Annotated in this window: 29 protein-coding genes and 1 pseudogene; 17 read left to right on the forward strand and 13 right to left on the reverse strand. The window is 52.5% G+C overall.

Annotation, left to right across the window (positions count from 1 at the left end):
• Positions 1 to 164 precede the first annotated feature (164 nt).
• The 7 genes from pqqA (at position 165) to HGO41_RS04480 (ending at position 6,829) form a co-directional block, all read left to right on the forward strand.
• Positions 165 to 236, forward strand: coding sequence for a pyrroloquinoline quinone precursor peptide PqqA (gene pqqA / locus HGO41_RS04450; RefSeq protein ID WP_013578120.1), 72 nt, complete (start codon positions 165 to 167; stop codon positions 234 to 236).
• A gap of 58 nt (positions 237 to 294) precedes the next feature.
• Positions 295 to 1,206 carry a pyrroloquinoline quinone biosynthesis protein PqqB gene (pqqB, locus tag HGO41_RS04455; protein ID WP_013578119.1) on the forward strand — a complete coding sequence of 304 codons (912 nt, stop codon included), beginning with the start codon at positions 295 to 297 and terminating at the stop codon, positions 1,204 to 1,206.
• An 11-nt stretch (positions 1,207 to 1,217) separates the two neighbouring features.
• A complete protein-coding gene (gene pqqC, locus HGO41_RS04460; protein WP_037032804.1) occupies positions 1,218 to 1,985 on the forward strand; it encodes a pyrroloquinoline-quinone synthase PqqC in 768 nt (255 codons plus the stop codon).
• A gap of 26 nt (positions 1,986 to 2,011) precedes the next feature.
• Positions 2,012 to 2,269 (forward strand): pyrroloquinoline quinone biosynthesis peptide chaperone PqqD, encoded by a 258-nt coding sequence (gene pqqD, locus HGO41_RS04465; RefSeq protein ID WP_037033221.1) that lies wholly within the window; start codon positions 2,012 to 2,014, stop codon positions 2,267 to 2,269.
• Positions 2,256 to 3,389 carry a pyrroloquinoline quinone biosynthesis protein PqqE gene (pqqE, locus tag HGO41_RS04470; protein WP_037032803.1) on the forward strand — a complete coding sequence of 378 codons (1,134 nt, stop codon included), beginning with the start codon at positions 2,256 to 2,258 and terminating at the stop codon, positions 3,387 to 3,389. The genes pqqD and pqqE overlap by 14 nt, the downstream gene beginning before the upstream one ends.
• Positions 3,390 to 3,396: 7 nt before the next feature.
• A complete protein-coding gene (pqqF, locus tag HGO41_RS04475; RefSeq protein ID WP_250980814.1) occupies positions 3,397 to 5,589 on the forward strand; it encodes a pyrroloquinoline quinone biosynthesis protein PqqF in 2,193 nt (730 codons plus the stop codon).
• A 112-nt stretch (positions 5,590 to 5,701) separates the two neighbouring features.
• Positions 5,702 to 6,829 (forward strand): GGDEF domain-containing protein, encoded by a 1,128-nt coding sequence (locus tag HGO41_RS04480; RefSeq protein WP_112151431.1) that lies wholly within the window; start codon positions 5,702 to 5,704, stop codon positions 6,827 to 6,829.
• Positions 6,830 to 6,873: 44 nt separating this feature from the next.
• Here HGO41_RS04480 and lldD read toward each other — a convergent pair whose 3' ends face one another.
• The 5 genes and pseudogenes from lldD to HGO41_RS04505 form a co-directional block, all read right to left on the reverse strand.
• The gene (lldD, locus tag HGO41_RS04485) at positions 6,874 to 8,037 is read right to left on the reverse strand and encodes an FMN-dependent L-lactate dehydrogenase LldD (RefSeq protein ID WP_013578113.1); all 1,164 of its coding nucleotides are present in this window, start codon (positions 8,035 to 8,037) and stop codon (positions 6,874 to 6,876) included.
• Between the two features lie 202 nt (positions 8,038 to 8,239).
• Positions 8,240 to 8,506, reverse strand: coding sequence for a hypothetical protein (locus tag HGO41_RS04490; RefSeq protein ID WP_121019889.1), 267 nt, complete (start codon positions 8,504 to 8,506; stop codon positions 8,240 to 8,242).
• A complete protein-coding gene (locus HGO41_RS04495) occupies positions 8,475 to 8,693 on the reverse strand; it encodes a hypothetical protein (RefSeq protein ID WP_250980815.1) in 219 nt (72 codons plus the stop codon). Before HGO41_RS04495 ends, HGO41_RS04490 begins: the two co-directional genes overlap by 32 nt.
• Before the next feature lie 95 nt (positions 8,694 to 8,788).
• A pseudogene (locus HGO41_RS04500) lies at positions 8,789 to 9,121 on the reverse strand (ATP-binding cassette domain-containing protein); the annotation flags it as partial.
• A 125-nt stretch (positions 9,122 to 9,246) separates the two neighbouring features.
• The gene (locus HGO41_RS04505; protein ID WP_013578112.1) at positions 9,247 to 9,465 is read right to left on the reverse strand and encodes a YgdI/YgdR family lipoprotein; all 219 of its coding nucleotides are present in this window, start codon (positions 9,463 to 9,465) and stop codon (positions 9,247 to 9,249) included.
• A 378-nt stretch (positions 9,466 to 9,843) separates the two neighbouring features.
• On the opposite strand from HGO41_RS04505, the gene HGO41_RS04510 reads away from it, so the two are divergent.
• The 7 genes from HGO41_RS04510 (at position 9,844) to HGO41_RS04540 (ending at position 15,179) form a co-directional block, all read left to right on the forward strand.
• Positions 9,844 to 10,218, forward strand: a complete 375-nt coding sequence (locus tag HGO41_RS04510; protein ID WP_013578111.1) for a hypothetical protein — start codon at positions 9,844 to 9,846, stop codon at positions 10,216 to 10,218.
• 112 nt (positions 10,219 to 10,330) lie between these two features.
• Complete coding sequence (gene hutW, locus HGO41_RS04515; RefSeq protein WP_168444347.1) at positions 10,331 to 11,656, forward strand: heme anaerobic degradation radical SAM methyltransferase ChuW/HutW; 1,326 nt, start codon at positions 10,331 to 10,333, stop codon at positions 11,654 to 11,656.
• Complete coding sequence (gene hutX, locus HGO41_RS04520) at positions 11,643 to 12,155, forward strand: heme utilization cystosolic carrier protein HutX (RefSeq protein ID WP_112151435.1); 513 nt, start codon at positions 11,643 to 11,645, stop codon at positions 12,153 to 12,155. Before hutW ends, hutX begins: the two co-directional genes overlap by 14 nt.
• Complete coding sequence (locus HGO41_RS04525; protein WP_112151436.1) at positions 12,152 to 12,775, forward strand: NAD(P)H-binding protein; 624 nt, start codon at positions 12,152 to 12,154, stop codon at positions 12,773 to 12,775. The genes hutX and HGO41_RS04525 overlap by 4 nt, the downstream gene beginning before the upstream one ends.
• Positions 12,776 to 12,942: 167 nt before the next feature.
• A complete protein-coding gene (locus HGO41_RS04530; RefSeq protein WP_014416648.1) occupies positions 12,943 to 13,164 on the forward strand; it encodes a YdgH/BhsA/McbA-like domain containing protein in 222 nt (73 codons plus the stop codon).
• Between the two features lie 195 nt (positions 13,165 to 13,359).
• Positions 13,360 to 14,709, forward strand: coding sequence for a type II toxin-antitoxin system HipA family toxin (locus tag HGO41_RS04535; RefSeq protein WP_013578107.1), 1,350 nt, complete (start codon positions 13,360 to 13,362; stop codon positions 14,707 to 14,709).
• Positions 14,706 to 15,179 carry a helix-turn-helix transcriptional regulator gene (locus HGO41_RS04540; RefSeq protein ID WP_013578106.1) on the forward strand — a complete coding sequence of 158 codons (474 nt, stop codon included), beginning with the start codon at positions 14,706 to 14,708 and terminating at the stop codon, positions 15,177 to 15,179. Before HGO41_RS04535 ends, HGO41_RS04540 begins: the two co-directional genes overlap by 4 nt.
• Before the next feature lie 60 nt (positions 15,180 to 15,239).
• Here HGO41_RS04540 and HGO41_RS04545 read toward each other — a convergent pair whose 3' ends face one another.
• The 7 genes from HGO41_RS04545 to HGO41_RS04575 form a co-directional block, all read right to left on the reverse strand.
• On the reverse strand, positions 15,240 to 15,560 hold the full coding sequence (locus tag HGO41_RS04545; RefSeq protein ID WP_013578105.1) for a DMT family transporter: 321 nt from the start codon (positions 15,558 to 15,560) through the stop codon (positions 15,240 to 15,242).
• A gap of 115 nt (positions 15,561 to 15,675) precedes the next feature.
• The gene (locus HGO41_RS04550) at positions 15,676 to 16,530 is read right to left on the reverse strand and encodes a LysR family transcriptional regulator (RefSeq protein WP_014416647.1); all 855 of its coding nucleotides are present in this window, start codon (positions 16,528 to 16,530) and stop codon (positions 15,676 to 15,678) included.
• 87 nt (positions 16,531 to 16,617) lie between these two features.
• Positions 16,618 to 17,331 (reverse strand): DUF554 domain-containing protein, encoded by a 714-nt coding sequence (locus HGO41_RS04555; RefSeq protein WP_250980816.1) that lies wholly within the window; start codon positions 17,329 to 17,331, stop codon positions 16,618 to 16,620.
• A 39-nt stretch (positions 17,332 to 17,370) separates the two neighbouring features.
• The gene (locus HGO41_RS04560; RefSeq protein WP_121019887.1) at positions 17,371 to 17,940 is read right to left on the reverse strand and encodes a UbiX family flavin prenyltransferase; all 570 of its coding nucleotides are present in this window, start codon (positions 17,938 to 17,940) and stop codon (positions 17,371 to 17,373) included.
• 58 nt (positions 17,941 to 17,998) lie between these two features.
• Positions 17,999 to 19,498, reverse strand: a complete 1,500-nt coding sequence (locus HGO41_RS04565) for a UbiD family decarboxylase (RefSeq protein WP_013578103.1) — start codon at positions 19,496 to 19,498, stop codon at positions 17,999 to 18,001.
• A gap of 246 nt (positions 19,499 to 19,744) precedes the next feature.
• On the reverse strand, positions 19,745 to 21,211 hold the full coding sequence (locus tag HGO41_RS04570) for a sensor histidine kinase (RefSeq protein WP_014416645.1): 1,467 nt from the start codon (positions 21,209 to 21,211) through the stop codon (positions 19,745 to 19,747).
• A gap of 3 nt (positions 21,212 to 21,214) precedes the next feature.
• Positions 21,215 to 21,937, reverse strand: coding sequence for a response regulator transcription factor (locus HGO41_RS04575; RefSeq protein ID WP_013578101.1), 723 nt, complete (start codon positions 21,935 to 21,937; stop codon positions 21,215 to 21,217).
• Positions 21,938 to 22,091: 154 nt separating this feature from the next.
• On the opposite strand from HGO41_RS04575, the gene HGO41_RS04580 reads away from it, so the two are divergent.
• The 3 genes from HGO41_RS04580 to HGO41_RS04590 are packed head-to-tail and all read left to right on the forward strand — an operon-like array spanning position 22,092 to position 23,850.
• Positions 22,092 to 22,718 (forward strand): cytochrome b/b6 domain-containing protein, encoded by a 627-nt coding sequence (locus HGO41_RS04580; RefSeq protein WP_037032786.1) that lies wholly within the window; start codon positions 22,092 to 22,094, stop codon positions 22,716 to 22,718.
• A gap of 10 nt (positions 22,719 to 22,728) precedes the next feature.
• The gene (locus tag HGO41_RS04585) at positions 22,729 to 23,532 is read left to right on the forward strand and encodes a molybdopterin-dependent oxidoreductase (RefSeq protein ID WP_013578099.1); all 804 of its coding nucleotides are present in this window, start codon (positions 22,729 to 22,731) and stop codon (positions 23,530 to 23,532) included.
• Between the two features lie 51 nt (positions 23,533 to 23,583).
• Entirely contained in the window at positions 23,584 to 23,850 is a 267-nt protein-coding gene (locus tag HGO41_RS04590) for a pentapeptide MXKDX repeat protein (protein WP_013578098.1), read from the forward strand.
• 101 nt (positions 23,851 to 23,951) lie between these two features.
• On the opposite strand, the gene HGO41_RS04595 is transcribed toward HGO41_RS04590, so the two are convergent.
• Positions 23,952 to 24,341 carry a hypothetical protein gene (locus HGO41_RS04595; RefSeq protein ID WP_013578097.1) on the reverse strand — a complete coding sequence of 130 codons (390 nt, stop codon included), beginning with the start codon at positions 24,339 to 24,341 and terminating at the stop codon, positions 23,952 to 23,954.
• Positions 24,342 to 24,476: the final 135 nt, after the last annotated feature.

Genomic DNA, 24,476 nt, shown 5'->3' on the forward strand with positions numbered 1-24,476 from the left:
ATCCGGCATTTTGCGCTAATCCCTGTGGCTTACAGGGCAATATCGGTTTGAGCTCATCGCAACATTTTCTTAGCCAAACCAGCGATATTTGACAATAAGCCGATCACCTGCCGCAATTAAAACGGCAGTGAACTTAAAACTGTAATCACCAAGAGGACGTAATTATGTGGACTAAACCTTCTTTCGAAGACCTGCGTTTAGGCTTAGAAGTGACGCTGTACATTTCTAACCGCTAAGCCCTTGTGCCCACGGTTAACTGTGGGCATCTTCCTTCCCTTTCCCCCTGGTTCTCACATGCAGATTATCGTACTTGGTTCCGCGGCAGGCGGCGGCTTCCCTCAGTGGAACTGCAATTGCAGCAACTGTCAGGGCGTTCGCAACGGCACCATGAAAACCTCTCCGCGGACCCAGTCGTCAATTGCCGTCAGCGACAATGGCACCGACTGGGTGCTTTGTAACGCCTCGCCGGACATTTGCCACCAGATTGCCGCCACGCCGGAACTGATAAAACACGACGTTTTACGCGGTACCGCCATCGGCTCCATCATCCTGACCGACAGCCAGATTGATCACTGCACCGGCCTGCTGAATTTACGCGAAGGCTGTCCGCATCAGGTGTGGTGTACGCCGGAAGTGCATGAAGATCTCACCACCGGCTTCCCGATTTTCACCATGCTTTCGCACTGGAATGGCGGCCTGCAACACCACGCTATCGGGCCGGAGAAGCGCTTCTCCGTGGCCGTCTGTCCGAATCTGAAATTCACGGCCATTCCGCTGCTGAGTAACGCGCCACCGTATTCGAAATACCGTGGCAAACCGCTCCCTGGCCATAATATCGCGCTGTTTATTGAAGACACGAAAACCGGCACCTCGCTGCTGTACGCACCGGGTCTGGGCGAGCCAGATGATGAACTGCTGAAGTGGCTGCATAAAGCCGATTGCCTGCTGATTGACGGCACGCTGTGGCAGGACAACGAGCTGGCGACCACCGGCGTCGGCCGCAATACCGGCAAGGACATGGGCCATCTGGCCCTTGCCGAAGAACAAGGGCTGATTGCCCTGCTGTCTTCCCTTCCGGCAGAACGCAAAATTCTCATCCATATTAATAATACCAACCCGATCCTCAATGAAGCCTCTGCCGAGCGGCAGGCACTGACGCAGCAAAACATCGAAGTCAGCTGGGACGGGATGCGCATCGAACTTTAGGTAAAACGATTATGACGACATCTTCAAACCGGACGTCACCGATGACGCCGGAAGCTTTTGAACAGGCGCTGCGGGCCAAAGGCGCGTTTTATCACATCCATCATCCGTACCATATTGCGATGCACAATGGTCAGGCGACGCGCGAGCAAATTCAGGGCTGGGTAGCGAACCGGTTCTATTATCAGACCAGCATTCCGCTGAAAGACGCGGCCATTATGGCCAATTGCCCGGATGCGCAAACCCGACGCAAATGGGTGCAGCGTATTCTCGATCACGACGGATACGGCGGCAGTGAAGGCGGTATCGAAGCCTGGCTGCGACTGGGGGAAGCGGTCGGTCTGGATCGTGATGTGCTGCTTTCAGAAGAAAGGGTGTTACCGGGCGTGCGTTTTGCGGTCGATGCTTACGTTAACTTTGCCCGCCGCGCCGTCTGGCAGGAAGCGGCATGCAGCTCGCTGACTGAACTGTTCGCCCCGCAAATCCATCAGGCGCGTCTCGATACCTGGCCGCAGCATTACAAATGGATTGAGGAAGAAGGTTACGGTTACTTCCGCAGCCGCCTGAGTCAGGCGAATCGCGACGTGGAACACGGCCTGCAACTGGCGCTGGAATACTGCGATACCGTCGAAAAACAGCAGCGCATGCTGGAAATCCTGCAATTCAAACTCGACATTCTGTGGAGCATGCTCGATGCCATGAGCATGGCTTACGAACTGAACCGCCCGCCATACCACAGCGTGACGCAACAGGCGGTCTGGCATAAAGGACGACTTCTGTGATCACCATTACCGAACACTACACGCCGATGTTTCGCCGCGGCTACCGCATGCAGTTTGAGAAAACGCAGGACTGTCACGTGATTTTATACCCGGAAGGGATGGCGAAACTTAACGACAGCGCGACCTTCATTTTGCAACTGGTCGACGGCGAGCGGACGATTGCCAATATCATTGATGAGCTGAATGCCCGCTTCCCGGAAGCCGGTGGCGTGAATGATGACGTCAAAGATTTCTTCGCTCAGGCCCATGCTCAAAAGTGGATTACCTTCCGTGAACCTGCTTAAACCTGCGGTCAAACCACCGTTGTGGCTGCTGGCCGAACTGACCTACCGCTGCCCGTTGCAATGTCCGTATTGCTCGAACCCGCTTGATTTCGCCAAACAGGAAAAAGAGCTGACCACCGCACAGTGGATCAAAGTGTTCGAAGAAGCGCGGGAAATGGGCGCAGTGCAAATCGGTTTCTCCGGCGGCGAGCCATTAGTGCGTAAAGATTTGCCTGAACTTATCCGTGCTGCCCGCGATCTCGGTTTTTACACCAACCTGATCACGTCCGGTATCGGGCTGACCGAGAAGAAAATCGATGCGTTTGCCGAAGCCGGACTGGATCATATCCAGATCAGTTTTCAGGCCAGCGATGAAACGCTGAACGCCGCACTGGCGGGTAACGCCAAAGCCTTCCGGCAAAAACTGGAGATGGCAAAAGCGGTGAAAGCCCACGGTTATCCGATGGTGCTGAACTTCGTGCTGCACCGCCATAACATCGACCAGATCGACAAGATTATCGACCTGAGTATCGAGCTGGAAGCCGATGACGTTGAGCTGGCGACCTGTCAGTTTTACGGCTGGGCGCAGCTTAACCGCGAAGGACTATTGCCGACCCGCGAGCAGATCGCCCGCGCCGAAAATGTGGTGCATCAGTATCGCGAGAAAATGGCGGGCACCGGTAATCTGGCCAACCTGCTGTTTGTGACGCCCGATTATTACGAAGAACGTCCGAAAGGCTGCATGGGCGGCTGGGGAGCGATATTCCTCAGTGTGACGCCGGAAGGCATGGCGCTGCCGTGCCACAGCGCGCGTCAGTTGCCGGTCGAATTCCCGTCTGTACTGGAAAATACCTTGCAGGAAATCTGGTACGACTCGTTCGGCTTTAACAAATACCGCGGCTTCGACTGGATGCCGGAACCCTGCCGTTCCTGTTCTGAAAAAGAGAAAGACTTCGGCGGCTGCCGCTGTCAGGCGTTTATGCTCACCGGCAACGCCGACAACGCCGATCCGGTGTGCTCCAAATCCGAACATCATGGCAAAATTCTGGCAGCTCGCGAACAGGCCAACTGCACCAACATTCAGATCAATCAGTTGCAGTTCCGCAACCGCGCGAACTCGCAGTTGATTTTTAAAGGCTGATGCGCTGATGCTGCCTGACGTGCAGTCACTGACGCTGGCAAACGGCCTGCGGGTTAACATGCTTCACGACCCACAGGCCCCGCGTGCTGCCGCACTCATTCATTTGGATGCCGGAAGTCATCACGAACCGCCCGCGTTTCCCGGTCTGGCGCACCTGTTCGAGCACGTCGTGTTTGCCGGAAGCCGTCAGTTTCAGGGTGATGAACGGCTGATGATGTGGGCGCAGTCCGAAGGAGCGCGACTCAACGCCAGCACGCACGCCACCTCGACGGCGTGGTTTTTCGATATGACACCGGCAAAGTTTGCAGACGGTCTGGCGCGTCTGACGGATATGCTGGCGCAACCTTTGCTGGCAACGAAGGCCGTGCAGCAGGAAGTGGCGGTGATCGACGCCGAATACCGCATGCTGACCGGTCATGCGGATTCCCTTTGTAATGCGGCGCTAAGTCTGGCCTTTGCGGCTCCGGCACAACTGCATGATTTTCACGTCGGTAACCGTACCGCTTTCGGTGAGGATATTTCCGCTCTGCAACAGGCACTGACGGACTATCATCAGCAATTCTTCACCGCAGGGCAGCTCACGTTGTGGTTACAGGGGCCGCAATCTGTCGCTGAACTGACCACGCTGGCAGAGCATTACGGCAATGCCTTTGTTGCCTGCAACGGTTCTCAGCCAGCGCCTGCTCAGCCTCTGGTATTGCGCGACGAACGCCATCTGCAATTGCGTCTTGACGGGTCACCACGACTGCGTTTTTCGTTCCCGGTCACGCCCTCGCCCGCGCTGACGTTATTGCGTCAGCTCCTGGCGGATGAAGCGCCGGGCAGTTTGCTGGATCAACTTCGAACCCAGGCGCTGGCAGACAACGTGCAGGTTTCGCTGCCGTACGCATCCGACAGTGACGCTATTCTCAGTATTGAATTTCTCGCCTGCGATACCACGCCTGCTTTATGTGCACGTGTGGAAACACTGTTCTGCCACTGGCTGCAACAGATTCATGCTTTACGCACCGGGCATTTGCAACATTACATTGCCCTCGCGCATCGCGATTTCAGCCGCCTGACGCCGTTGGATCAACTGCGCGTCCGCACCCTGGATTTCCCGCCCGCCGCGCATAACGGCTGGCAGATATTGCTCAGCGAGTTAAAGCCGGAAAACATGACGCGGCTGTGGATTGCGCCGAATGTGTCTGGTCAAAACACCCCGGTAAAAGGCTTCACCCTGCCGGTCAGTTTTAAAGAATGGCAATCACAATGTGACAACGTCACGAAATCACCTTTTAGGTTTTACCTCCCGTCCGCCGGAATCACGCTTAAAACAGGGGAAAGCATCCTGACCACCGGTGCCCCGCTGACCTTACTTCAGGCGTGTATCGCCCGCGCCAGCCTGCGCGCCCTTTGCGCGCAATCTGCCCATGCAGGTCATTCTCTGGTGTTTACCTGTGCGCAGGGCAACGGATTATTACAACTTAGCGGCTCTCAGGCATGGGCGACGCGCACGCTCGCCACGGCGCTCGAACTGCTGCGCGCGCCTTCTCCCGCCGCGCTGGCACAAGGCAAACGGCTGTTTGAGCAGGAACAGCATCAGCTGGCATCGGATATCGCGATACGCACCCTGCTGGCAAAACTGCCGGAAGTGGTCAGCAGCTCGTCAGGCGGAGTGCATGAATTCACGGCCGCCGGAGACGATGCTGCGGTATTGCTATTCTGTCCGCTGGCGGAAAACACCGCTGAATGCCTGGCCGCCACGCTGATTTTAGCGTCGTTCCTCGAACCCAAATTCTTCCAGCAATTGCGCGTCGAAAAAAATGTCGGATACGTAGTGAGTTGCCGTTTCCATCAGACCGCCCGCCAGTCCGGCATTTTGTTTGCATTACAATCGCCGACGTATAGCGCAGAAACACTGCTGGGGTTTATCCATACGTTTATCGCGCAGATCCCGGCCATCATTGACGGCATTACCCCGGAGACACTGGAAGAAAAGCGCTGCGTGTTGCGGGAATCGCTTAGCGCGCGGCCCGCTGACAGGCTGGAAGCGGCGAGGCAGCAATGGTTAAGGGAGTTTGCCTTTGCGCCCCCCGTGAATGAGATGATCATAGCGGGAGTAACTGCGGAACAACTGGCTGCCTGTCTGGGAACACCGGACAACGCCTTCCCCTGCGAAGGGGAGGGTTGGGGTATTACAAAAAAATCAAGAAGTTGATGTCTGCTTTGGCCATCGTTCGTCCTTAAAACCCCCTCCCGGCCTCCGCAGGGGGAGGAGTAAAAACTCTTCTTCGTCTACACTATTCACGAAGACGACGTTAAGGAAAACCATGCAAAAAACCACCCACACGCGGCAAGACACAGCGTTTAACGCCCTGCTGGATCACTATAAAAAAGCCTCACTGCGCATCAGCGCTATCTGGTTGCTGCTCGCCAATCTTGGTTTTGTGCTTTTTTTATTCGGACGTCATCAGTTCAGGGTATTACTGGATCCGAACGCCGACGTGGCGGTTTCCGGTCCGGTGCTGGATAATTTAGCCCTGATTTTCCTGGTATTTTTTATCATTCTTTTGCCCGTGCTGCGCTTCATACGCTCACGTACGCCCGCGATGATACTGGCGTTTCTGGTCGGTTTATTCTGGGCCGTGGTGTTCCATTTCATGCTGGCCAGTGACACGCAGCAACAACTGGTCTTCCCGCTGTTCTGTATGCTGATTTTTACGGCGCTGATTGCGCTGTACCCGACCATGCCGATCCTTTACAGCTTCACATTACCGCTGTGGTTTTCATTATTTTTTCATCTGGTACTGCTGAAAGCGGATATTCCGATTCTGGAAATCGCTGCGATGATTGTCGTCAGCGCCCTGTTTGAAAGCGCGCGTATTATGCTCAGCCGCTGGTTTGTCCTTTCTGTCAGGCGGGAATGCGACAACCAGTTGCTGGTCAGTAAGCTGGATAATCTGGCGCATTATGATCCGCTGACGGGCGTAGCGAACCGCCGCCAGCTCGATAATCAGCTTGAACAACTGATTGCGCAAACGGAACGTCAGGGCGGCACCTTTTCCCTGATCATGATTGACGTGGATTATTTCAAAAAATACAACGACCATTACGGCCATCAGGCCGGAGATACTTGTCTGGTGGGCATCGCGGAGTGTTTCAAACAGGTCGTAAGACAACCGGCCGATCTGGTGGCCCGTTATGGCGGTGAGGAGTTTGTGATCCTGCTGCACAGCGCCACCGCGAATGATGCGGAGGTCGTCGCGGAACGCATCAGGCAAAGCGTAACGCAGGCGGCTATCCCGCACGCCTTATCACAGGTGGCAGACACGGTGACGGTCAGCCAGGGCATTATGCAATGGTCGCCGGGCATGACTTCGCTGGAATTACTCAAACGTGCCGACGGTGCGCTGTATGACGCCAAACATGCGGGCAGAAACGGCTATTGCGTGGGGTAATGAAACAGGGCGTGGCTTCAAACGGAAGTTGCGCCCTCTGCATTTTACAAGGTCGCGCGATGCACCTGATTCCGTCCGTAAACCAGCGAATCGCCACTGATATCAGCAATGGATTTCGCCCCGGTCAATGTCATCGCTACCCGCATTTCTTTTTCGATCAGGTTCAGCAGATTAATGACCCCGGCCTCGCCCGCCGCCGCCAGCGCATACACAAACGCCCTGCCCAGCAGCACGCTGTCTGCACCGAGCGCAATCATGCGGACCACGTCCAGACCGGTGCGAATGCCGGAATCGGCGAGAATGGTGATGTCACCTTTCACCGCGTCTGCAATAGCCGGCAGTGCGTGGGCGGTGGACAACACACCGTCAAGCTGACGGCCGCCGTGGTTGGAGACCACAATGCCATCAGCACCAAATTTCACCGCGTCTTTTGCATCTTCCGGATCCAGAATCCCTTTGATAATCATCGGGCCTTTCCAGAACTCACGGATCCATTCCAGATCTTTCCATGAAATCGACGGGTCGAAGTTTGCGCCCAGCCAGCCGATATAATCCTCCAGCGTGGTGGGTTTGCCGCGATAAGCGGAAACATTACCCAGATCATGCGGTTTGCCATTCAGCCCCACATCCCAGGCCCATTGCGGATGCATGACCGCCTGCAACATGCGGCGTGCAGCGGCGTTTGGACCGCTCATGCCGGAATGCGCATCGCGATAACGTGCGCCGGGCGTCGGCATATCCACGGTAAACACCAGTGTTTTAACCCCCGCCGCCTGCGCGCGTTCCAGCGCATTGCGCATGAAACCCCGGTCTTTCAACACATAAAGCTGGAACCACATCGGCCGGTCGATGGCCGGTGCAACCTCTTCAATCGGACAGACAGAGACGGTGGAAAGCGTGAAAGGAATGCCTTTTTTCGCCGCCGCGCGTGCAGCCTGCACTTCGCCGCGTCGCGCGTACATACCGGTCAGACCGACCGGTGCCAGCACGACGGGCATCGCCAGTTTTTCGCCAAACAGTTGTGTCTCAAGACTGAGATCGGACATGTTTTTGAGGATGCGCTGACGCAAGGCGATGTCGGCCAGATCGGCGGTATTACGTCTGAGTGTATGCTCGTTGTAAGCGCCGCCGTCGATGTAATGAAACAGGAATGGCGGCAGTTTACTTTTTGCCGCGGCGCGGTAGTCCGTTGATGCAGAAATGATCATGATGTTTTCTCGTTATCTTGCGCTCTTTTGATTGGCGCTGTAGGGGTGTCAAAAGTGTAGCTGATAAACACAACCTGAGAGAAAACAATGGCAACGAAAAACCATATTTTTACGCGGCAGAGCATGGGAGTAGAAAGAAGGAGAAATCTTGAAAATGCGCGGCAGGTTTAATCTCGCCGCGTTGATAATGTCCGCGGATTCATCATTTATCGGGTTTGTTCAGATGCCAGTGTAAAAGCCTGACGATCACCTGATACAAAATAACTGTGATAACAGGACAAATAATAAATAGCGTCAATCCGATAAAGCCTTCAACGTCTGGTTCTCCAAATAACGCGGCTGTGTCATTCCAGAAGATATATTGTTCTTTAGTCACCGGGGATGAAGGCCGCAGAATAAGAAAAACCAGAACGTAAATGCCCACTGCAATTAATATTCTAAATCCCGTTGTCACACGACGCCTGCCCATTCAGGATCACCTCTATCATTCCATAACTCATTAAACCATTGGGTAATTCTGTCTGCCGGGTAGACATCAAGGCCTGACGAATAGCCATAAAATCACTGCGATGCTGAAGGGTGAAAGTACCTGCGCCGAACCTCTTCAGTGGTAAAAAACACACATCATTAACGACAAATTCTCCATGCAAGGTCATGAAGCATCATCCTTAAATTTAACTTAACACGAGATTTTACAAGTTTGAATGACAAAAAAGCATGACGCTCGCTCCACAATCTATAACACCCCATTTCACCGCACAATACACATCGGCCTGCCCGACGCCGGTTCAGGGTAGATTTGCACATCGATATCAAAAACCTGCGCCAGCAATTCGGGTGTCATCACCTCTTCCGGCGTGCCCTGCGCGATAATTTTGCCCGCCGCCATCATCACCAGATAATCACAATAGCGGCTGGCCTGATTCAAATCGTGCAGCACCGCCACCCGCGTTTTCCCCTGCTGATTCTGACTGCGCAGCAGGTTCATCAGCTCAACCTGATGGCTGATATCAAGATAGGTGGTCGGCTCGTCGAGCAGCATCAGCGATGTCAGCAAACGTGCTCTATTTCCCCTTGAACCAGACCATAAGAGAGATTTATGTTTTTCGGGCTGGCAATCGGCTATAACTTTCTGAGAAAGAAATATATATTTTTACCCTGCAGATGACGCCATTAATGATATTAATGGCGGTTCCTGTGCCAGCGCACTTATTTTTCGACAATCTCTTTTACGTCACCCTGATGAACCTGGTGAACACTGCCATCAGTATCTTTATAAGAGATCAGACCGGTATCTTTGTCTTTCACCGGCTTGCCATGTGTTGTAATCATATGCCCGTCATTGGTTGAAATGACATAGTCACTGGAACAGGCACTGACAGCAAACATGATGCCCATAACAGCCACTACGCTTAATACTTTTTTCATCATAACTCCTGTTGAATTTTAACGCTAAACATCCGAAAAACACGCTATCAGGCTAATAAATATATCATTATTTTCTAACCATCCACTTTCGCATAAGCGTATTCTGATGGCTCATGTTATGCGTTAATACTGTCCTTAAATACAACGCTTTGACAACGGGATGCTGAAAAATAAGGATGATGTTAATATTTTAACATCCTGATAAAGAATTTTTTATGCGTACATTACGCAGAATCCATGCGCATATTTTCTAATTTTAAATTGTTGGCGCTCGTACCGGAACGCGATAATATTCATTATCGGGCGTCCGCAGAGGTATATGCGCAGCAATATCATCATGCCCGGTAAAAGAGAGAATCAATAACCGGAATAGCTCTAATGAAAAATGAGATGAGAATAACTATGCTCAGGAAACCAATATTACTCACGCTGATATTTCTGATATCAGCATGTGCGGGTGAAAAGAATTTTTCAGTGGATTATATTAATAATCATCCCTGGGACATTGCTTATTGTTTACGTCAGAACCTGAATCAAAAAGGCTATCAAACCGGAACACCCGAAAATGATGCAGCCAATATAATGAAAGAAATGACCGTAAGTAAAAATGGAGAAACAGCGGGTATCTACTGGATTGATAAAGCCACTGTGGGGTCTATTGGCCGCTCAGTAAGTACACATAACGTTCAGGACTGGGCGTATCGGGATATGGATGCCGTGTTGCATCAATGTAAGTCAGAACTGGATCAGTAATCCTTTTTAACTTGATACAGATCATCTAAAACGCGGGTTAGGTTTGATCGAATGATAATCATTATCGTTTAATGCTCGGGAATGATTGATTCTTCAGGAGAAGAAGAACCCTATGAGCTTAGACCTCTCGCGTTTTTATGCCGCTGATCAGGGACTGCCATTTCCCGACCGGCGGGCAGTGATGCCATGGCGGCCTCAGCAGCCCGTCGCCCCGCAGGATGTCCCTGCACAGTGGCAGGCGCTCTGCATGCGCACACTTGCGGCCAATAAGCGCCTGGTCTATCTGCATATCCCTTTTTGTGCCACGCACTGTACATTCTGCGGGTTCTACCAGAACAAGCTGGAAGCGCAAGCCACAGAACAATACTGCGATTATCTGATCCGCGAAATTGAGCAGGAAGCCGGTTCGCCGCTGCATCAGTCCGCCCCTGTCCACGCCGTGTACTTTGGTGGCGGCACGCCGACCGCGCTCAGCGCGAAACAACTGCACCGGATTATCACCACGCTGCGCCGCAGTTTACCCCTGGCGCCGGACTGCGAAATCACCGTCGAAGGACGTATTCTTAACTTTGATGATGAACGGATTGATGCCTGTCTGGATGCCGGTGCGAACCGCTTTTCCATCGGTATTCAGACCTTTGACACGCGCATCCGCCAGCGAATGGGGCGCCGCGCGGACCGTGACGAAGCCATCAGTTTCCTGCGTAAACTCGGCGAACGTGACCGGGCTGCCGTGGTCTGCGACCTGATGTTCGGATTGCCGGAGCAGACGCCTGAGAGCTGGCGGGAAGATTTGCAGATTATCCGCGACCTGCCGCTGGATGGCGTTGATCTTTATGCGCTGAACCTGCTGCCTTCCACGCCGCTGGGCAAAGCGGTCGGGAATAAACGCACTACACTGCCGGATGTCAGCATGCGCCGCGATTTTTATCTCGAAGGCGAGGCGTTTCTGGCGCGTGATGCCTGGCATCAGATCAGTAACAGTCACTGGGCGCGCAACACCCGCGAGCGCAATCTCTACAATTTGCTGATCAAAAAAGGCGCGGATTGTCTGGCCTTTGGCAGCGGGGCGGGCGGCAATCTGGATGGTCAGTCGTATATGACGGCGCGCAGTCTGGAAGCATATTACCAGCAACTGGACGCCGGGTTGAAACCTATCATGATGATGACAGCGTCAACCACCCGCGAGCACCGCTGGCGGCTGGATTTGCAGGGCGGCATCGAAGCGGGCCGTTATGATCTCAGCCGTATTGTTGAAGACCCCTTCCCGCTTGAACCCCTGTTGCAACAATGGCAACAGTGCGGCCTGATGCACAGCGAAGGCCCGCGTTTTAATCTCACGCCTGCCGGGCGGTTCTGGGCCAGCAATATGTTGCAGGCCTTACAAACACTGATCCCTCAACTGACCTTACGGAATGACGCACATGCACACGGATAACCTTCAGTCCCTGATCGACTTTTTAGCCACGCAACCCGACGGCACTGTCGAAGATATCGCCCGGGAATATGCCATCACGCCGCTGGAGGTGATCCGCAATCTGCCGGGAAGTTATCTGTTTGCAGGCACGCATTTTGATGCGGTCTGGGACAACATCACGGCATGGGGCGAGGTCACAACGCTGGTGAATAACGAGGATCTGATCCTCGAATTCCACGGCGAATTGCCGACCGGCACGCATCGTCACGGCTACTTTAATTTGCGCGGTAAACACGGAATGAGCGGCCATATCCGTGCCACACACTGCCAGCATATTGCCCTGGTTGAACGGCCATTTATGGGAATGAGCACAGCAAGTGTCTGGTTTTTAAACGCTTGCGGTTATGCCATGCTCAAGGTTTTCGTCGGGCGCGACAGCCATCGCCAGCTTCTTGCCGATCAGCTGAATGCTTTTCGTGCCCTTCCCGCCATGCTGGCTGAGAGAGAGAAACAACCTTGAATACTTTGCTGATTTTTGGCGCAGGCAGCGGTGTCGGCGCAGAACTGGTTAAGCTCACGGCGCAGGATCGCCCGGTAGTGGCACTGATCCGCAACCCTGAACAAGCCGCAGTATTGCGTGAACAGGGCGTGACCGTCATTGAAGGCGATGCACTCAATTCCGCAGATGTATTGCAGGCCTGCCAGATGGCCGGTCCGGACGCGCAAATCGTGTCAACGCTGGGTGGCAAACTTGCCGATTACACTGCCAACCGGCTGATCATTGATACCGCAGAACAAGCCGGCATCCGCCAGATGTTGCTGGTGACGTCTATCGGTTGCGGCGACAGTTGGCCAACGTTATCCGCACGGGCAAAACAGGCGTTCGGCCAGGCGGTTCGTGAGAAATCACTGGCGGAAAGCTGGCTGCAAACCAGCTCGCTCGAAGGATGTATCCTTCGTCCCGGTGGCCTGATGAACGGTGAGGCGACCGGCAAAGCGCACCTGATCCAAACCGAAGCTCACGGCCGCGTGCGCAGGAGCGATGCCGCCCTGCACATCCAGCAACTGCTGGCCTCAGGCGATGGCTGGGGCAAAGTGTTTGCGCTGTGTGATTCGACTCTGGAGGGAGAACGGTTCTGAATTAAATGCCCCGGAAACGGGGTATTTCGCCCCCTGACATGTTATTCAGAAATTTTAACCAATATCAGCAAATCACTTCGCTATTCATTCTAATCCCACGGCGTTATTCTTCTTCTCATCGAAGGCACATGGCCTTCCCCAAACAAACATTGAGAAGGAATGACATCATGAAATCTATCAAAACTTTCGTTGTTGCTGCTGCACTCGCCACGGTTTCTTTCGGTAGCTTCGCCGCTGAAATCGGCACTGTATCTGCTTCTGGCAATACATTAGAGGGCCTGGAATCCACCTTCGCAGCCAAAGCTGCTGCCGCCGGTGCAACCTCTTATAAAATCATCGAAGCCGGTGGTCAGAACCGTCTTCACGGCACTGCCGTGTTGTACAAATGATTTGCTGAAGTCCTGAGATAAAAACAAAAGCCGCTCCTTTTACAGAGCGGCTTTGTCATTGGGGTAAAAAACATAATGAGTGGGATATCACTCATTATTGCTTTAAAAAACCTTTAATGAGTTATTTAGGTAACATTAAATGGACTCTCATTGGATAATGAGTAATATACCACTCATACACTAATGGGAGCCCATATGGAATTTTTAACGTTACAAGCTTTCCTCAATAATACCTGGGTTGATATTGCTAACATCACTTTTCCCGGCAGTGAGCAGAATAACTATCGTCTGACCGAACTGAATTATCATTCGGATTACGCTATTGATAACCTTGATCGTGACGATAACCATGCCGCATCGTTGAATCACCCCGTCTCTTTGTTTTTTGATGGTGACGATGAGCGGGGTTGGCTGAAGTTTCTTGATGATATTATTCCCAGCGGTTCAAGTCGCCGCTATTGGGCAAACTATCTCGATCTCGAAGGACTGACAGCCGATCAGCAAAATTTCATTTTGCTCAAACATGGCACCTTGTCCCCTGTTGGCAATCTGCGCATAAAAGAATCATTACCGGAATATAATCCGCTGGCTGAAAAACTTTTCTTCACTATAGAAGATGTTAAAAACCGGGCGGGTGACTTTCTGGACTACGCACAACAACGCGGTGCGGCTGCCGGTGGCGCGACAGGCGCCGGGGGCGAAGCACCAAAGCTGTTGCTGCGTTGTAGTCAGGAACAGCAAATCTGGATTGATACCTACCAGAATGACACTGCCAACCGGGACATTCCCTATTTGGTCAAATATCCCCGTGGCGCAAGAACAGAGGTAGACTGCAATATTCTTCGGGCAGAATTCTATTTCTACCATGAGCTTGAAGCCATGGGGTTTGACACGATCCCGACGCAAAACATGCGGCTGGAAGAAGGGCTGACTTATCCGTCACTCTGGCTTCCGCGTTTTGATATTTCTTTTGAAGAGGAAGGACTTATCAGACGTTTCGGAATGGAATCAGTCTATTCACTCCTGCGCAAAGCGCCCGGTGTGACGCTGTATCATGAAGAAACCCTCCGTGCACTGATCGATAAGATTTCACACAGTCATATGGTGACAGAACAAGGTTTTGATTTTGATATCCCGGGGTTTGTGACTGAATGGGTACGACGAGATCTGCTCAATATTATTTTTGGTAACAGCGATAATCATGGGCGTAACACCTCTTTCCTGAAAGATGAACGCAGCATCCGGCTTGCACCAATCTACGATTTTGCGCCGATGAAAGCCGATCCGGAAGGTATTGCCAGAACGACGAAATGGAAGGCTCCGCTGGAAATCGGCGGTGAATACGATTATCCCGGCATTGCACAATCACTCGATGATCTTGTCCCGGCAGAAACATTACTTTCGGCACTTAAAAACACGTCACATCAACTGTCGGGACTGAAAGAGCGGCTGGAAGCCCGTGGCATACCGCAGCAAATTTTGAACATGCCCGCGATAAGTTTCAGTTTTATTCCTGAAAAGTTACGCCGCTGGGGGTTGTTATGAAAGAACCAGAGATTGCCGCAAACTCTGCGAGAAATACCATTGATAAAATACGGGCTAAACAAAATGAGGCGAATCATGTGCGGCGTGACGCCGGACAAATGCTGGCTCAGGAAGAAACATCTTCCACGGGAAAAAAACAAGCCCAGCGAAGAGTGTCGAACCTGACGAAACCCGTCAGCACCAATGACCGAAATCAAGCCCGGCTCGACATCATGCGGGCGTTACTTTTGGGTGAAATCACGCAGGGACAAGCACTAAAAGCACTGAGGATTACGGTGCTGGGGTTAAAACAAGACGCCTTTGGGAAATTAGTGACAGTGTCACGTAAGACGCTATCAGAAGTGGAAAATGATAAGGGAAATTACACGCCTGACATCATCAACAAACTGTTTAGACCATTTGGCCTGAAAGTCGGGCTGGTGCCGGTTTCTCAGCAGATATTCAGGACTCTCTTTGAGCGCAGTGAGTAAGATGTAAAAAAAAGCCGCTCCTTTTACAGAGCGGCTTTGTCATGTTCCGCGTTGCCGCTTCTATCCTTTCGTCGCTACTTTCAGCAAAATTACGCCTGAAAAAATCAGCAGGACGGCGATGACCCGCAGCGGATTAAGGCTTTCGCCAAACATCACAACACCGAGAATGAAAGCGCCGATGGCGCCGATGCCTACCCAGACGGTGTAAGACGTGCCGAGGGGCAGCGTTTTCATGGAAATCGCCAGCAAAACGACGCTGAGTATCATGAAGAAGACCGTAAGCATACTGGGAATGAGACGGGTGAAACCGTGAGATTCTTTCATCGCGGTCGACCAGACCACTTCGAAAATACCGGCGAAAAGCAGATAAACCCAGGCCATAAAATGTCCTTAAAACACGCAAGGTCGTCCCTGCATCTGTATGGCTGAGTCTCTGGTCGTCCAGTCAGCATGAAGAGTGGGGATTATAGTTCACTCTTTCCTGACTTTACAAAATCTACGCCTCGGGCAAAAAAGAATCTTTTTCAGTGTGCAGGGTAATAATGGCCGGACGGAAAAGTTTCCCCTTCTGTTCGATTTCAAAGCTGCGGAAGTGACGGCTCTCACCCACTTCAGATCCCGGCATCAGCGCCGCACCGACCAGACCGTCGCGGAACATCTCGATCACCATCCGGGGTTCGGACACTTTCATGATCACATTCACGTCTTTCACTTCTTCATACAGTCGGTTGAGCAGCACTTCATACGTCCCCTCGCCGCCCATGCGGTGCAGCATCACCAGCGGGAAACCGGAGAGATCAGCAAAAGAAAGCGTGCGTTCCGGCAGCGTGCTCGCCAGTTCGCCGGACACCACCGCGACCAGTTTTATCGGCTCGAATTCACGCACGTAGAAAGAACGCACGTCGGCGGGCGTCTGGATCATCGCCATATCCAGCGTTTTGTTCATCACCAGCTCTTCCAGACTGGTCGATTCGGACACTAAAATGTTCGGATCCCAGTCCGGGTTTTTGCGGTACAGCTCAAGAAAAACGGTGTTGAAATAGCGCAGATAAAGGTAAGAAACGCCGATACGCACCGGGCGTTTTTTTTGCGAGGCGATATCGATGGCTTGTCTGGTGACGCTGTTAACCTGATTGAGGATGTCGCTGGTTTTGCGATACAGAAAGCGTCCGGCTTCAGTGAGTACCATTTGTTTGCTGGTGCGGATAAACAGCGGCGAACCGATTTCTTCTTCCAGCTCATGCAGGCGTTTTCCGAGCGGAGGCTGTGCGATATTCAGCACTTTCGCCGCTTTGCTGATCGAGCCCTGCTCAGCGATGGTACAGAAATAGCGCATTCTTTTGAGATCCATCTTTCTTTCCCTTCCTGTCAGTCTGGCCGCGTGACGCCCAGTATACAAAAAGCCACTTCACGGGGAAGTGGCTTGTGCGGACATCCGTCAGCGGATAAACAGGCTCCAGTAGTGGGAAATGGGCATGACCAGAATTAACGCCGGTAATAAATTTCCTACTGCGATAGATTTAATTCCGCTGATGCGAAAACCGGCCGCCAGCATAATAAAACCGCCTGCTGCGGTGAAATCACCCATCATTTCAGCATTGGTCAGCGGCAAAATAGACACCGCTGCCGAGGCGATAAGAAACTGCACAATCCACTGCGGAATAAAAATCAGTGCAACGGCATAACCCAGCACCGTAGCAAAAATCGCAGCTGTGAATAAATCCATGATGGCTTTTACGAACAGGATGTTCGGATCATGCGTCATGCCTTCGGTCATCGCCCCGATAATCCCGGTGCCACTGGCGCAAAACAGCACAATAATCGCCACGAATTTCTCGGTAAAAACGTTATGGTCCATGCCGGTATCCGGCGCAAATTTCGAAGCGATACCGCGTGCCATATTCCCAAGACGGGCAATATAGCGTTCGAGATAAAACAGTTCTCCGATAGCCGCACCGAGGATCACCGATAAAATCACTACCGGCATGCTGTGCATTTTCACCAGCAGTACGACGCCAAGCGCCATCGAGCACAAACCGAAGGTCTGGGGCAGCGAGGTTCGCAAGCGCTCTGGCATTTTTACGCCAAGAAAGCCCCCTAACAGGCCGCCAAGAATAATGGCACCGCTGTTAACAATAGGTCCAATTAACATGTTAACTCCACAAATTTGAGGTATTTCGCTCTGTGCTGTTTATCGGTCTTCGCCCCAGCGCTTAATATTGCCAACATCCAGGTCAAATAAATCCAGAGCACGTGCCACGCTGTGGTGAATAATATCATCCACGCTTTCAGGTTTATGGTACAGGGCGGGAACCGGCGGGAAAATAATCCCGCCCATTTCCGTCACCGCCTGCATATTTTTCAGATGCGACAGATTCAACGGCGTTTCTCTGACCATTAATACTAACCTGCGCCGCTCTTTTAATACGACATCTGCGGCGCGTGTCAGTAAGTTACTGGTGAGTCCGTGAGCAACAGACCCCAGAGTGTTCATCGAACACGGCGCGATAATCATCCCGATGGTTTTAAAAGAACCACTGGATACCGACGCCCCAAGATTATTAATGGAATGCACGTCATCGGCCAGCCGGATCACATCCTGCCGCCCGATATCGGTTTCGAGACTACGTGTCACTTCGGCACCTTTACTGATAATCAGGTGCACGTCGATATCGATATCGCGCAATATTTCCAGTGCCTTCATTCCATACTGAAATCCCGAAGCCCCGCTGATGCCGACAATTATCCGCCTTCTCTTCATTTCACCTCTCCGCCCTTCATACTTCGCACTGCAATGCGAAGTATGAAGGGCACATGTATTAATATTTAAAATCAGGCAGGAATTTCTTCACATCGACGTCTTTAAATTTGGAACGTTCGAAATGGGCTTTCAGATGAAACGGCACTGTGCAGTCGAAAATAGTTTTGCATGACATACCTTCCTGCAAAATACCTGGGCTGTAGGCTGGATGTTGCGAAGGATCCAGCGGATGGCAGCGCACACCCGGAATAGTGACGGTATCCACGTCGCCCTGATAGCGGGTTTGCATCGCCCACAGGATGTCATCGGTATCGAAAATATCCACATCTTCATCCACCAGAATCACGTGTTTCAGCTCGGAAAAGGCTGCAAACGCCAGCAGCGCGGCTTGTCTCTGACGGCCTTCATCCACCGGTGAGGATTTTTTAAATTGCAGCACCGCCAGTAACTTACCGCCACCGGAGGTGTGCGCATGCACATTCAGCACACGTCCCGGCATGGCGCGGTCGATCATATCCAGAATACTGGCTTCGGTCGGAATACCGGCCATGCTGACGTGTTCGCCGCTCGGGCCAAGCGTGGTTTGCAGGATAGGATTGCGGCGATGCGTCACCGCTTTCACCTTAATCACCGGCAGCGCGGCTTTGGCTTCACCGGTATAGCCCGGGAATTCAGGCATCGCTTTGCCGGTGTTGGTGTTCTGATCTTCACGGACACGCACGTCCGGCAGCAGTTCGCCTTCAATCACGATTTCGGCGTGGGCAATGGCTTTTTCGTCGATGGAAACACAGTGCGTCAGTTCCACCGCTTTCCCGCGTAATGCACCGGCAATGCTCAGTTCGTTGAAGCCCAGCGGCGTGGTGGGTGGCTCGAAGCAGGCGGCAATCTCAATCGCCGGATCAACGCCGATGCTGATGGAAATCGGCAGCGGTTTACCCGCACGCTCGGCTTTTTCGCGGAAAGCATCAATATGGCGACCCGGGGTCAGCCACATCGACAGTTCGTCGCGGCTCTGAATGCACAGGCGGTGGATGGTAATGTCGGATTCTTTGGTTTCAGGATCAGAGGCATAGCACATGCCCATGGTGAAATACGGACCGGCATCTTCTTCGGTATTGGTCGGTGCAGGCAGCAAGGTGCGCAGGTCAAAATTCGGATCATCCGCCAGATACGTCACTTCCTGACAGGGTGCCGTGCCGCGATCCACAACCACGGGCGCGATGGCGTTTTTCACCGAATCTTTCAGCAGAAAACCGAGTTTTTCCGGCGCACAGTTCAGCAGATAGCCCACACGTTCGCGGGTAGACATCAGGCCGGTGACCACACGCACCCCCGGAAAACCTTTGATGGTGTTAAACATCATCGCCGGGCCTTTACGGGTCGGACGTTCACAGGTTCCCCCGGCACCGACATAGCGGTACACGCCGGAGAGTTCCGCATGCGGATCCACTTCCACATCGGTACTGACCATTTCGCCTGGCAGGCTTTCTAAAAATGCAATCGCAGACCGGAGGTCGTGCACGTTATTATTTTGAGGATGGCTTTCTTTCTTAGACATATTTTTATCCAGGTAAATAAATATTCCACATAATGAGAAAATTATTTTCATCGCCGGATTGAATATATATTTACTGCCGAAGATCAAAAAGTACCGTTTAAATTCACGCGCTAAACCTTTTTGGTTTATATCAAAAAAATAATAATTATTTAACACTAATGAATACATCACAATAACTTAATGATGAAACATTACGTTAATTCCGCCACGGCATTCATACCCTGACGGAAATTAAAAATCAGGAATTTAAACAGGTACGGAAAACTGAAAACAGGCACCGTGTTTCGGTTGTTCAATCAGCCGGATATCGCTGCCGTGGAGTTGCAGAATACGGCGCACGATCATCAGCCCCAGCCCGCCAGCACGGTGTTTATTGGTACTGAGGATTGACGGACGCACAAACAGGCTGTCTTTCAGCTCCGGCGCAATGCCTGGTCCGCTGTCTTTCAGTTGTACCATCACCTGCCCTTCCTGTTTCCACAGTTTTATTTCGATTACGCCGCCTTCCGGTGTAAAACGAATCGCATTATCCAGCAGATTAGTCAGCACCCGTTCAATCATGCCTAAATCGGCATTCACCAGCGGAATACCCGGCGTGATATCCGCCAGTAATTTTTGCCCGCGCGTTTCAGTCGCCAGTTCAAATTTCTGGAAAACATCCTGCACCAGTTCACTCAGCGAGAAAGGTTCTTTCTGCGGTTTCACCACGCCATATTCCAGCCGTGCCAGTTCAAATAATTCCTGCGCCAGCCGCCCGACTTTTTTACTTTGCGTCAGGGCAATATTCAGATAACGCTGCCGGTCTTCGTTGGTCAGATGTTCAGCTTTCACCGACAACGTTTCCAGATAGCCATGCAGGGAGGTCAGCGGCGTGCGCAGGTCATGAGAAATATTGGCGATAAATTCCCGCCGCTGCTGATCCTGTACCATCAGACTTTGCCATTGCTGGTCGATACGTTTTGCCAGCGCGACAAACGCCTGCTGTAACTGTGTGACTTCATCGCGGGCGGCACCGGCCGGAGTATCCGTTTTCGCCAGCGCCTGAATTGCGTCCATGCCGCCGGAATCGAGTTGTGCAATCTGCGCCGTGAGTTTACGCACCGGGCGCGTCACCCAACGGAACGCCAGCGCACCGGCCAGCAGGCCAAACAGTGCCACCAGCCCCATAGACCGCAGCGCCAGAGAAATCGCCGACTGATACTGCGCGTCGCTGGTCAGTGCGGTGTATTCATCGCCGAGAAGCACGATATACACATAGCCTTTGGTCACACCGTCTACCTGCAACGGCGCGGCGCTGAATACCTGAGGGGTTTGCGGGTCACGCGGATTGTCGCCATATACCGGCATTTTCGCGCCGTGCAGCAGCGCATTCACCGGTGCTAAATCGATTTTCTGCTGTTGCAAGCGTCCCGGAGGCGCCGCATTGCCGACGATATTGCCGTCTTTGTCGAGCAGATACACCTCAACGCTCGGATTCACCGCCATCAGCTGATCAAACAGCGTATGGACCGCTTTCGGATCCCAATCGCCCTGACTGAGCAGCGGATTATTCGCCGCGATCTGCGTCGCCAGATTGGCCGACAGACGCTGGATCACCGACTGGCTGTACTGGTTGCTGGAACGCACCTGCATATAGCCGGAAAGCGCGCAGCAGGCGATCAGCAGCACCATAAACACCAGAGTCAGTCTTTGCGCCAGCGTGAGATTTTTCATGATTTACCCTTGTGACGCCTCAGAAGAGGACACGAATTTATAGCCTTTTCCCCACACGGTCAGAATCCGTTCCGGCTCGGCCGGATTGGTTTCTATCTTGATGCGCAGCCGGTTGATATGGGTGTTCACCGTATGTTCATACCCTTCGTGTTCATAGCCCCAGACCTGATTTAACAGGCTGAGTCGCGAGAATACTTTGCCGGGATTTTTGGCAAAGAAATACAACAGGTCAAACTCGCGGGGCGTCAGCTCGACAGACTGATGATTGAGCATCACGTCACGCGCAATCGGGTCGATCACCAGCCCGGAAAAGCTCAGCGTTCCGGCATCCATTTTCAGATTACGGCTCATCGCTTCCTGCCGCCGGAACAGCGCCTTGACCCGCGCCACCAGTTCCAGCATAGAGAACGGCTTCGCCAGATAATCGTCCGCCCCCAGTTCCAGCCCGAGCACGCGATGTACTTCGCTGGAACGCGCGCTGATAATAATGATCGGCGTATACCGCGTCATATTGCGCGCACGGCGGCAGATTTCCAGACCATCAACGCCCGGCAGCATCAGATCGAGGATCAGCGCGTCCCAGCCGCCCTTCTCCAGATGTGCCACCCCCAGATTGCCGTCGGCGGCGTGGGTAATCTCATAACCTTCATCACGCAGATGCAGGCTGAGCAGTTCTGCGATATCCCCGTCATCTTCAACGATCAGGATCTTCTTCGTCTTATCCATGTGTTATCCCAAAAACGTGGCGTTTCCTAATGGTTTGAGTCTACACAAGCAACCGTCTGCGAGTTATCACATTTTATTTAACTTTGCGTGAGGTCTCGGGGAACAAATCCGCTCAATACTCGCTACATCACAGGGCGGACAGCCGGACTTCATTATGACAATACACACGGAATTACCTCATCAGGCAAAATCCAAACCGGCCACGGTGCACCCTTTGTGGCTGCGGCTGACCCACTGGCTGAATGCGCTGGCGGTGCTGATTATGGTGACCAGCGGCTGGCAGATTTATAACGCATCACCCCTGTTTGATTTTGATTTCCCGCCAGCGGTGACACTGGGTGGCTGGCTCGGCGGCGGTATTCAGTGGCATTTCGCCGGTATGTGGCTGTTCGGTTTTAACGGCCTGTTTTATCTGCTGATGAACATTTTTACCGGCCGGATGAAACAGAAATTCTGGCCGCTGACGCCACGCGGCATCTTCAATGATTTGCGGGCTGCCCTGCGTGGCAAGCTGAAACACGACGATTTACGGCACTACAACATGGTGCAACGTGCGGCGTATGTGTTCGTGATGTTCGACGGCATCGTGCTGGTGCTTTCCGGGCTGGTGGTGTGGAAATCGGTGCAATTCCCGCTGCTGCGCGAACTGATGGGCGGCTTTGATACCGCGCGTTATGTGCATTTTCTGGCGATGGCTTCACTGGTGGGATTTGTGGTGTTGCATATCGTGATGGTGGCGCTGGTGCCGAAAACCCTGATTGCCATGATCCGCGGGCGTTAAGGAAGACATGATGAAAAACATCGTTAAAAGAACCCTCAGCCAGATTTTCAGTCCTTCCGACAGCGAAGCGATTTTACAGGAAGCGAAAAAACAGATTATCCGCGAACTGGATGCGCCCTCCCGCCGCCTGTTTTTACAACGCGGACTGACACTCGGCGGCGTGGCGATGCTGACCGGTTGCGATATCAGCGATAACGCCAGCGTGGAAAATGCGCTGGGCAAAATCTCCGGTTTCAATGACCGCGTGCAGGGCTGGCTGTTCGGTTCAACACGCCTCGCGCCGGTGTATGCCGAATCGATGATCACCCGTCCGTTTCCGTTTAACGCTTTTTACGCCGAAGACGACGCGCCACAAGTCGACGGCAACGCTTACCGCCTGAAAATCGCCGGTCTGGCACTGGATAAACGCGAATGGTCACTGCCGACGCTGTACAAAATGGCGCAGGTCAGTCAGGTGACGCGACACATTTGTGTCGAAGGCTGGAGCGCGATTGGTAAATGGGGCGGCGTGCCGTTCGGCGATTTTCTGCGCCTGATCGGGGCAGATCTCACGGCGGAATATGTCAGTTTTAAATGCGCCGACGCGTATTACACCAGTATCGATATGGCGACGGCACTGCATCCGCAAACCCTGCTGGCGCTGACCTATGACGGCCAGATTTTGCCGCGACAATACGGCTTCCCGATGAAGCTGAGGATGCCGACCAAACTCGGCTACAAGAATCCGAAACACATCGAAGTGATTGAAATTACCAATAAATTTACCGGTGGCTACTGGGAAGATCAGGGCTACAACTGGTTCGGCGGAAGCTGAACACTCTCCACAACACCCTTTGTACATCAAACCTATAGAGAAGGATTTACCATGAAAAAGTTAACCATAATGATGATGTCTGCTTGCCTGATGATGGGCGCAGTGAGCACCACCTATGCCGCTGACGCAATGGCGAAGAAAGACACCATGGGCCATATGTCAAAAGACTGCATGAAAAAAGACAGCATGAGCAAAGACACTATGGCGAAAGACAGTATGGGCAAAGACTGCATGTCGAAAGATCACATGAAGAAAGACAGCATGTCGAAAGATTCCATGTCCAAAGACGCGATGAAAAAAGAGTCCTCGGGCCAGTAAGCGCCACTAAACCCGGCCATATAGCGAAAACGCCTCCGTCTGTTCAGCGGAGGCGTTTTACTTTCTGTTAAGAGCCAATACCACGCCCCCTTAACACTTAACTATTTTGTGGCACTGGACGCCAGGCGAATCTGAATATCATTGTCGAGATTATTCACCCAATGGTTGTAACTGCGGTGAATCTCGCCTTTCCCGGCCAGCAGATTGGTGCTGCCGACATAATTAATGGTGTAGCCGCGGGTGTCATAGGTAATACGGATATCTGCTTTGTGTTCACGGTTATTCAGATGACCGTTAATCACGCCCGGTGCGCCATCCGTCATTATCCAGCCACGTTTTTGCCCTGCGTCGATAATAGCGGTTCTGATCTGACTTTCTGAATTATGGGTTGCCAGCGTGGTATGCGGCGTCGTTACCGGCTCGGTACGCGCGCAGCCAGAAAGCGCCATGACACAGACAAGGCCGATAAGTAACTTACTTGTAGATTTCATGTGAACCTTTTGGATTTAAAATTTGGGATAAGAGCTTGAAAAATCAACACAATATACGCCATTTTCCGAAAGGTGTCATGAAACACGCCGGTTGAGTTTCGTTTTCGCTTTGCGTAGTATATAAAACATATATGA

Source organism: Rahnella sp. CG8 (genome assembly GCF_023701875.1).
In the GTDB taxonomy this organism is placed as follows: domain Bacteria; phylum Pseudomonadota; class Gammaproteobacteria; order Enterobacterales; family Enterobacteriaceae; genus Rahnella; species Rahnella aceris.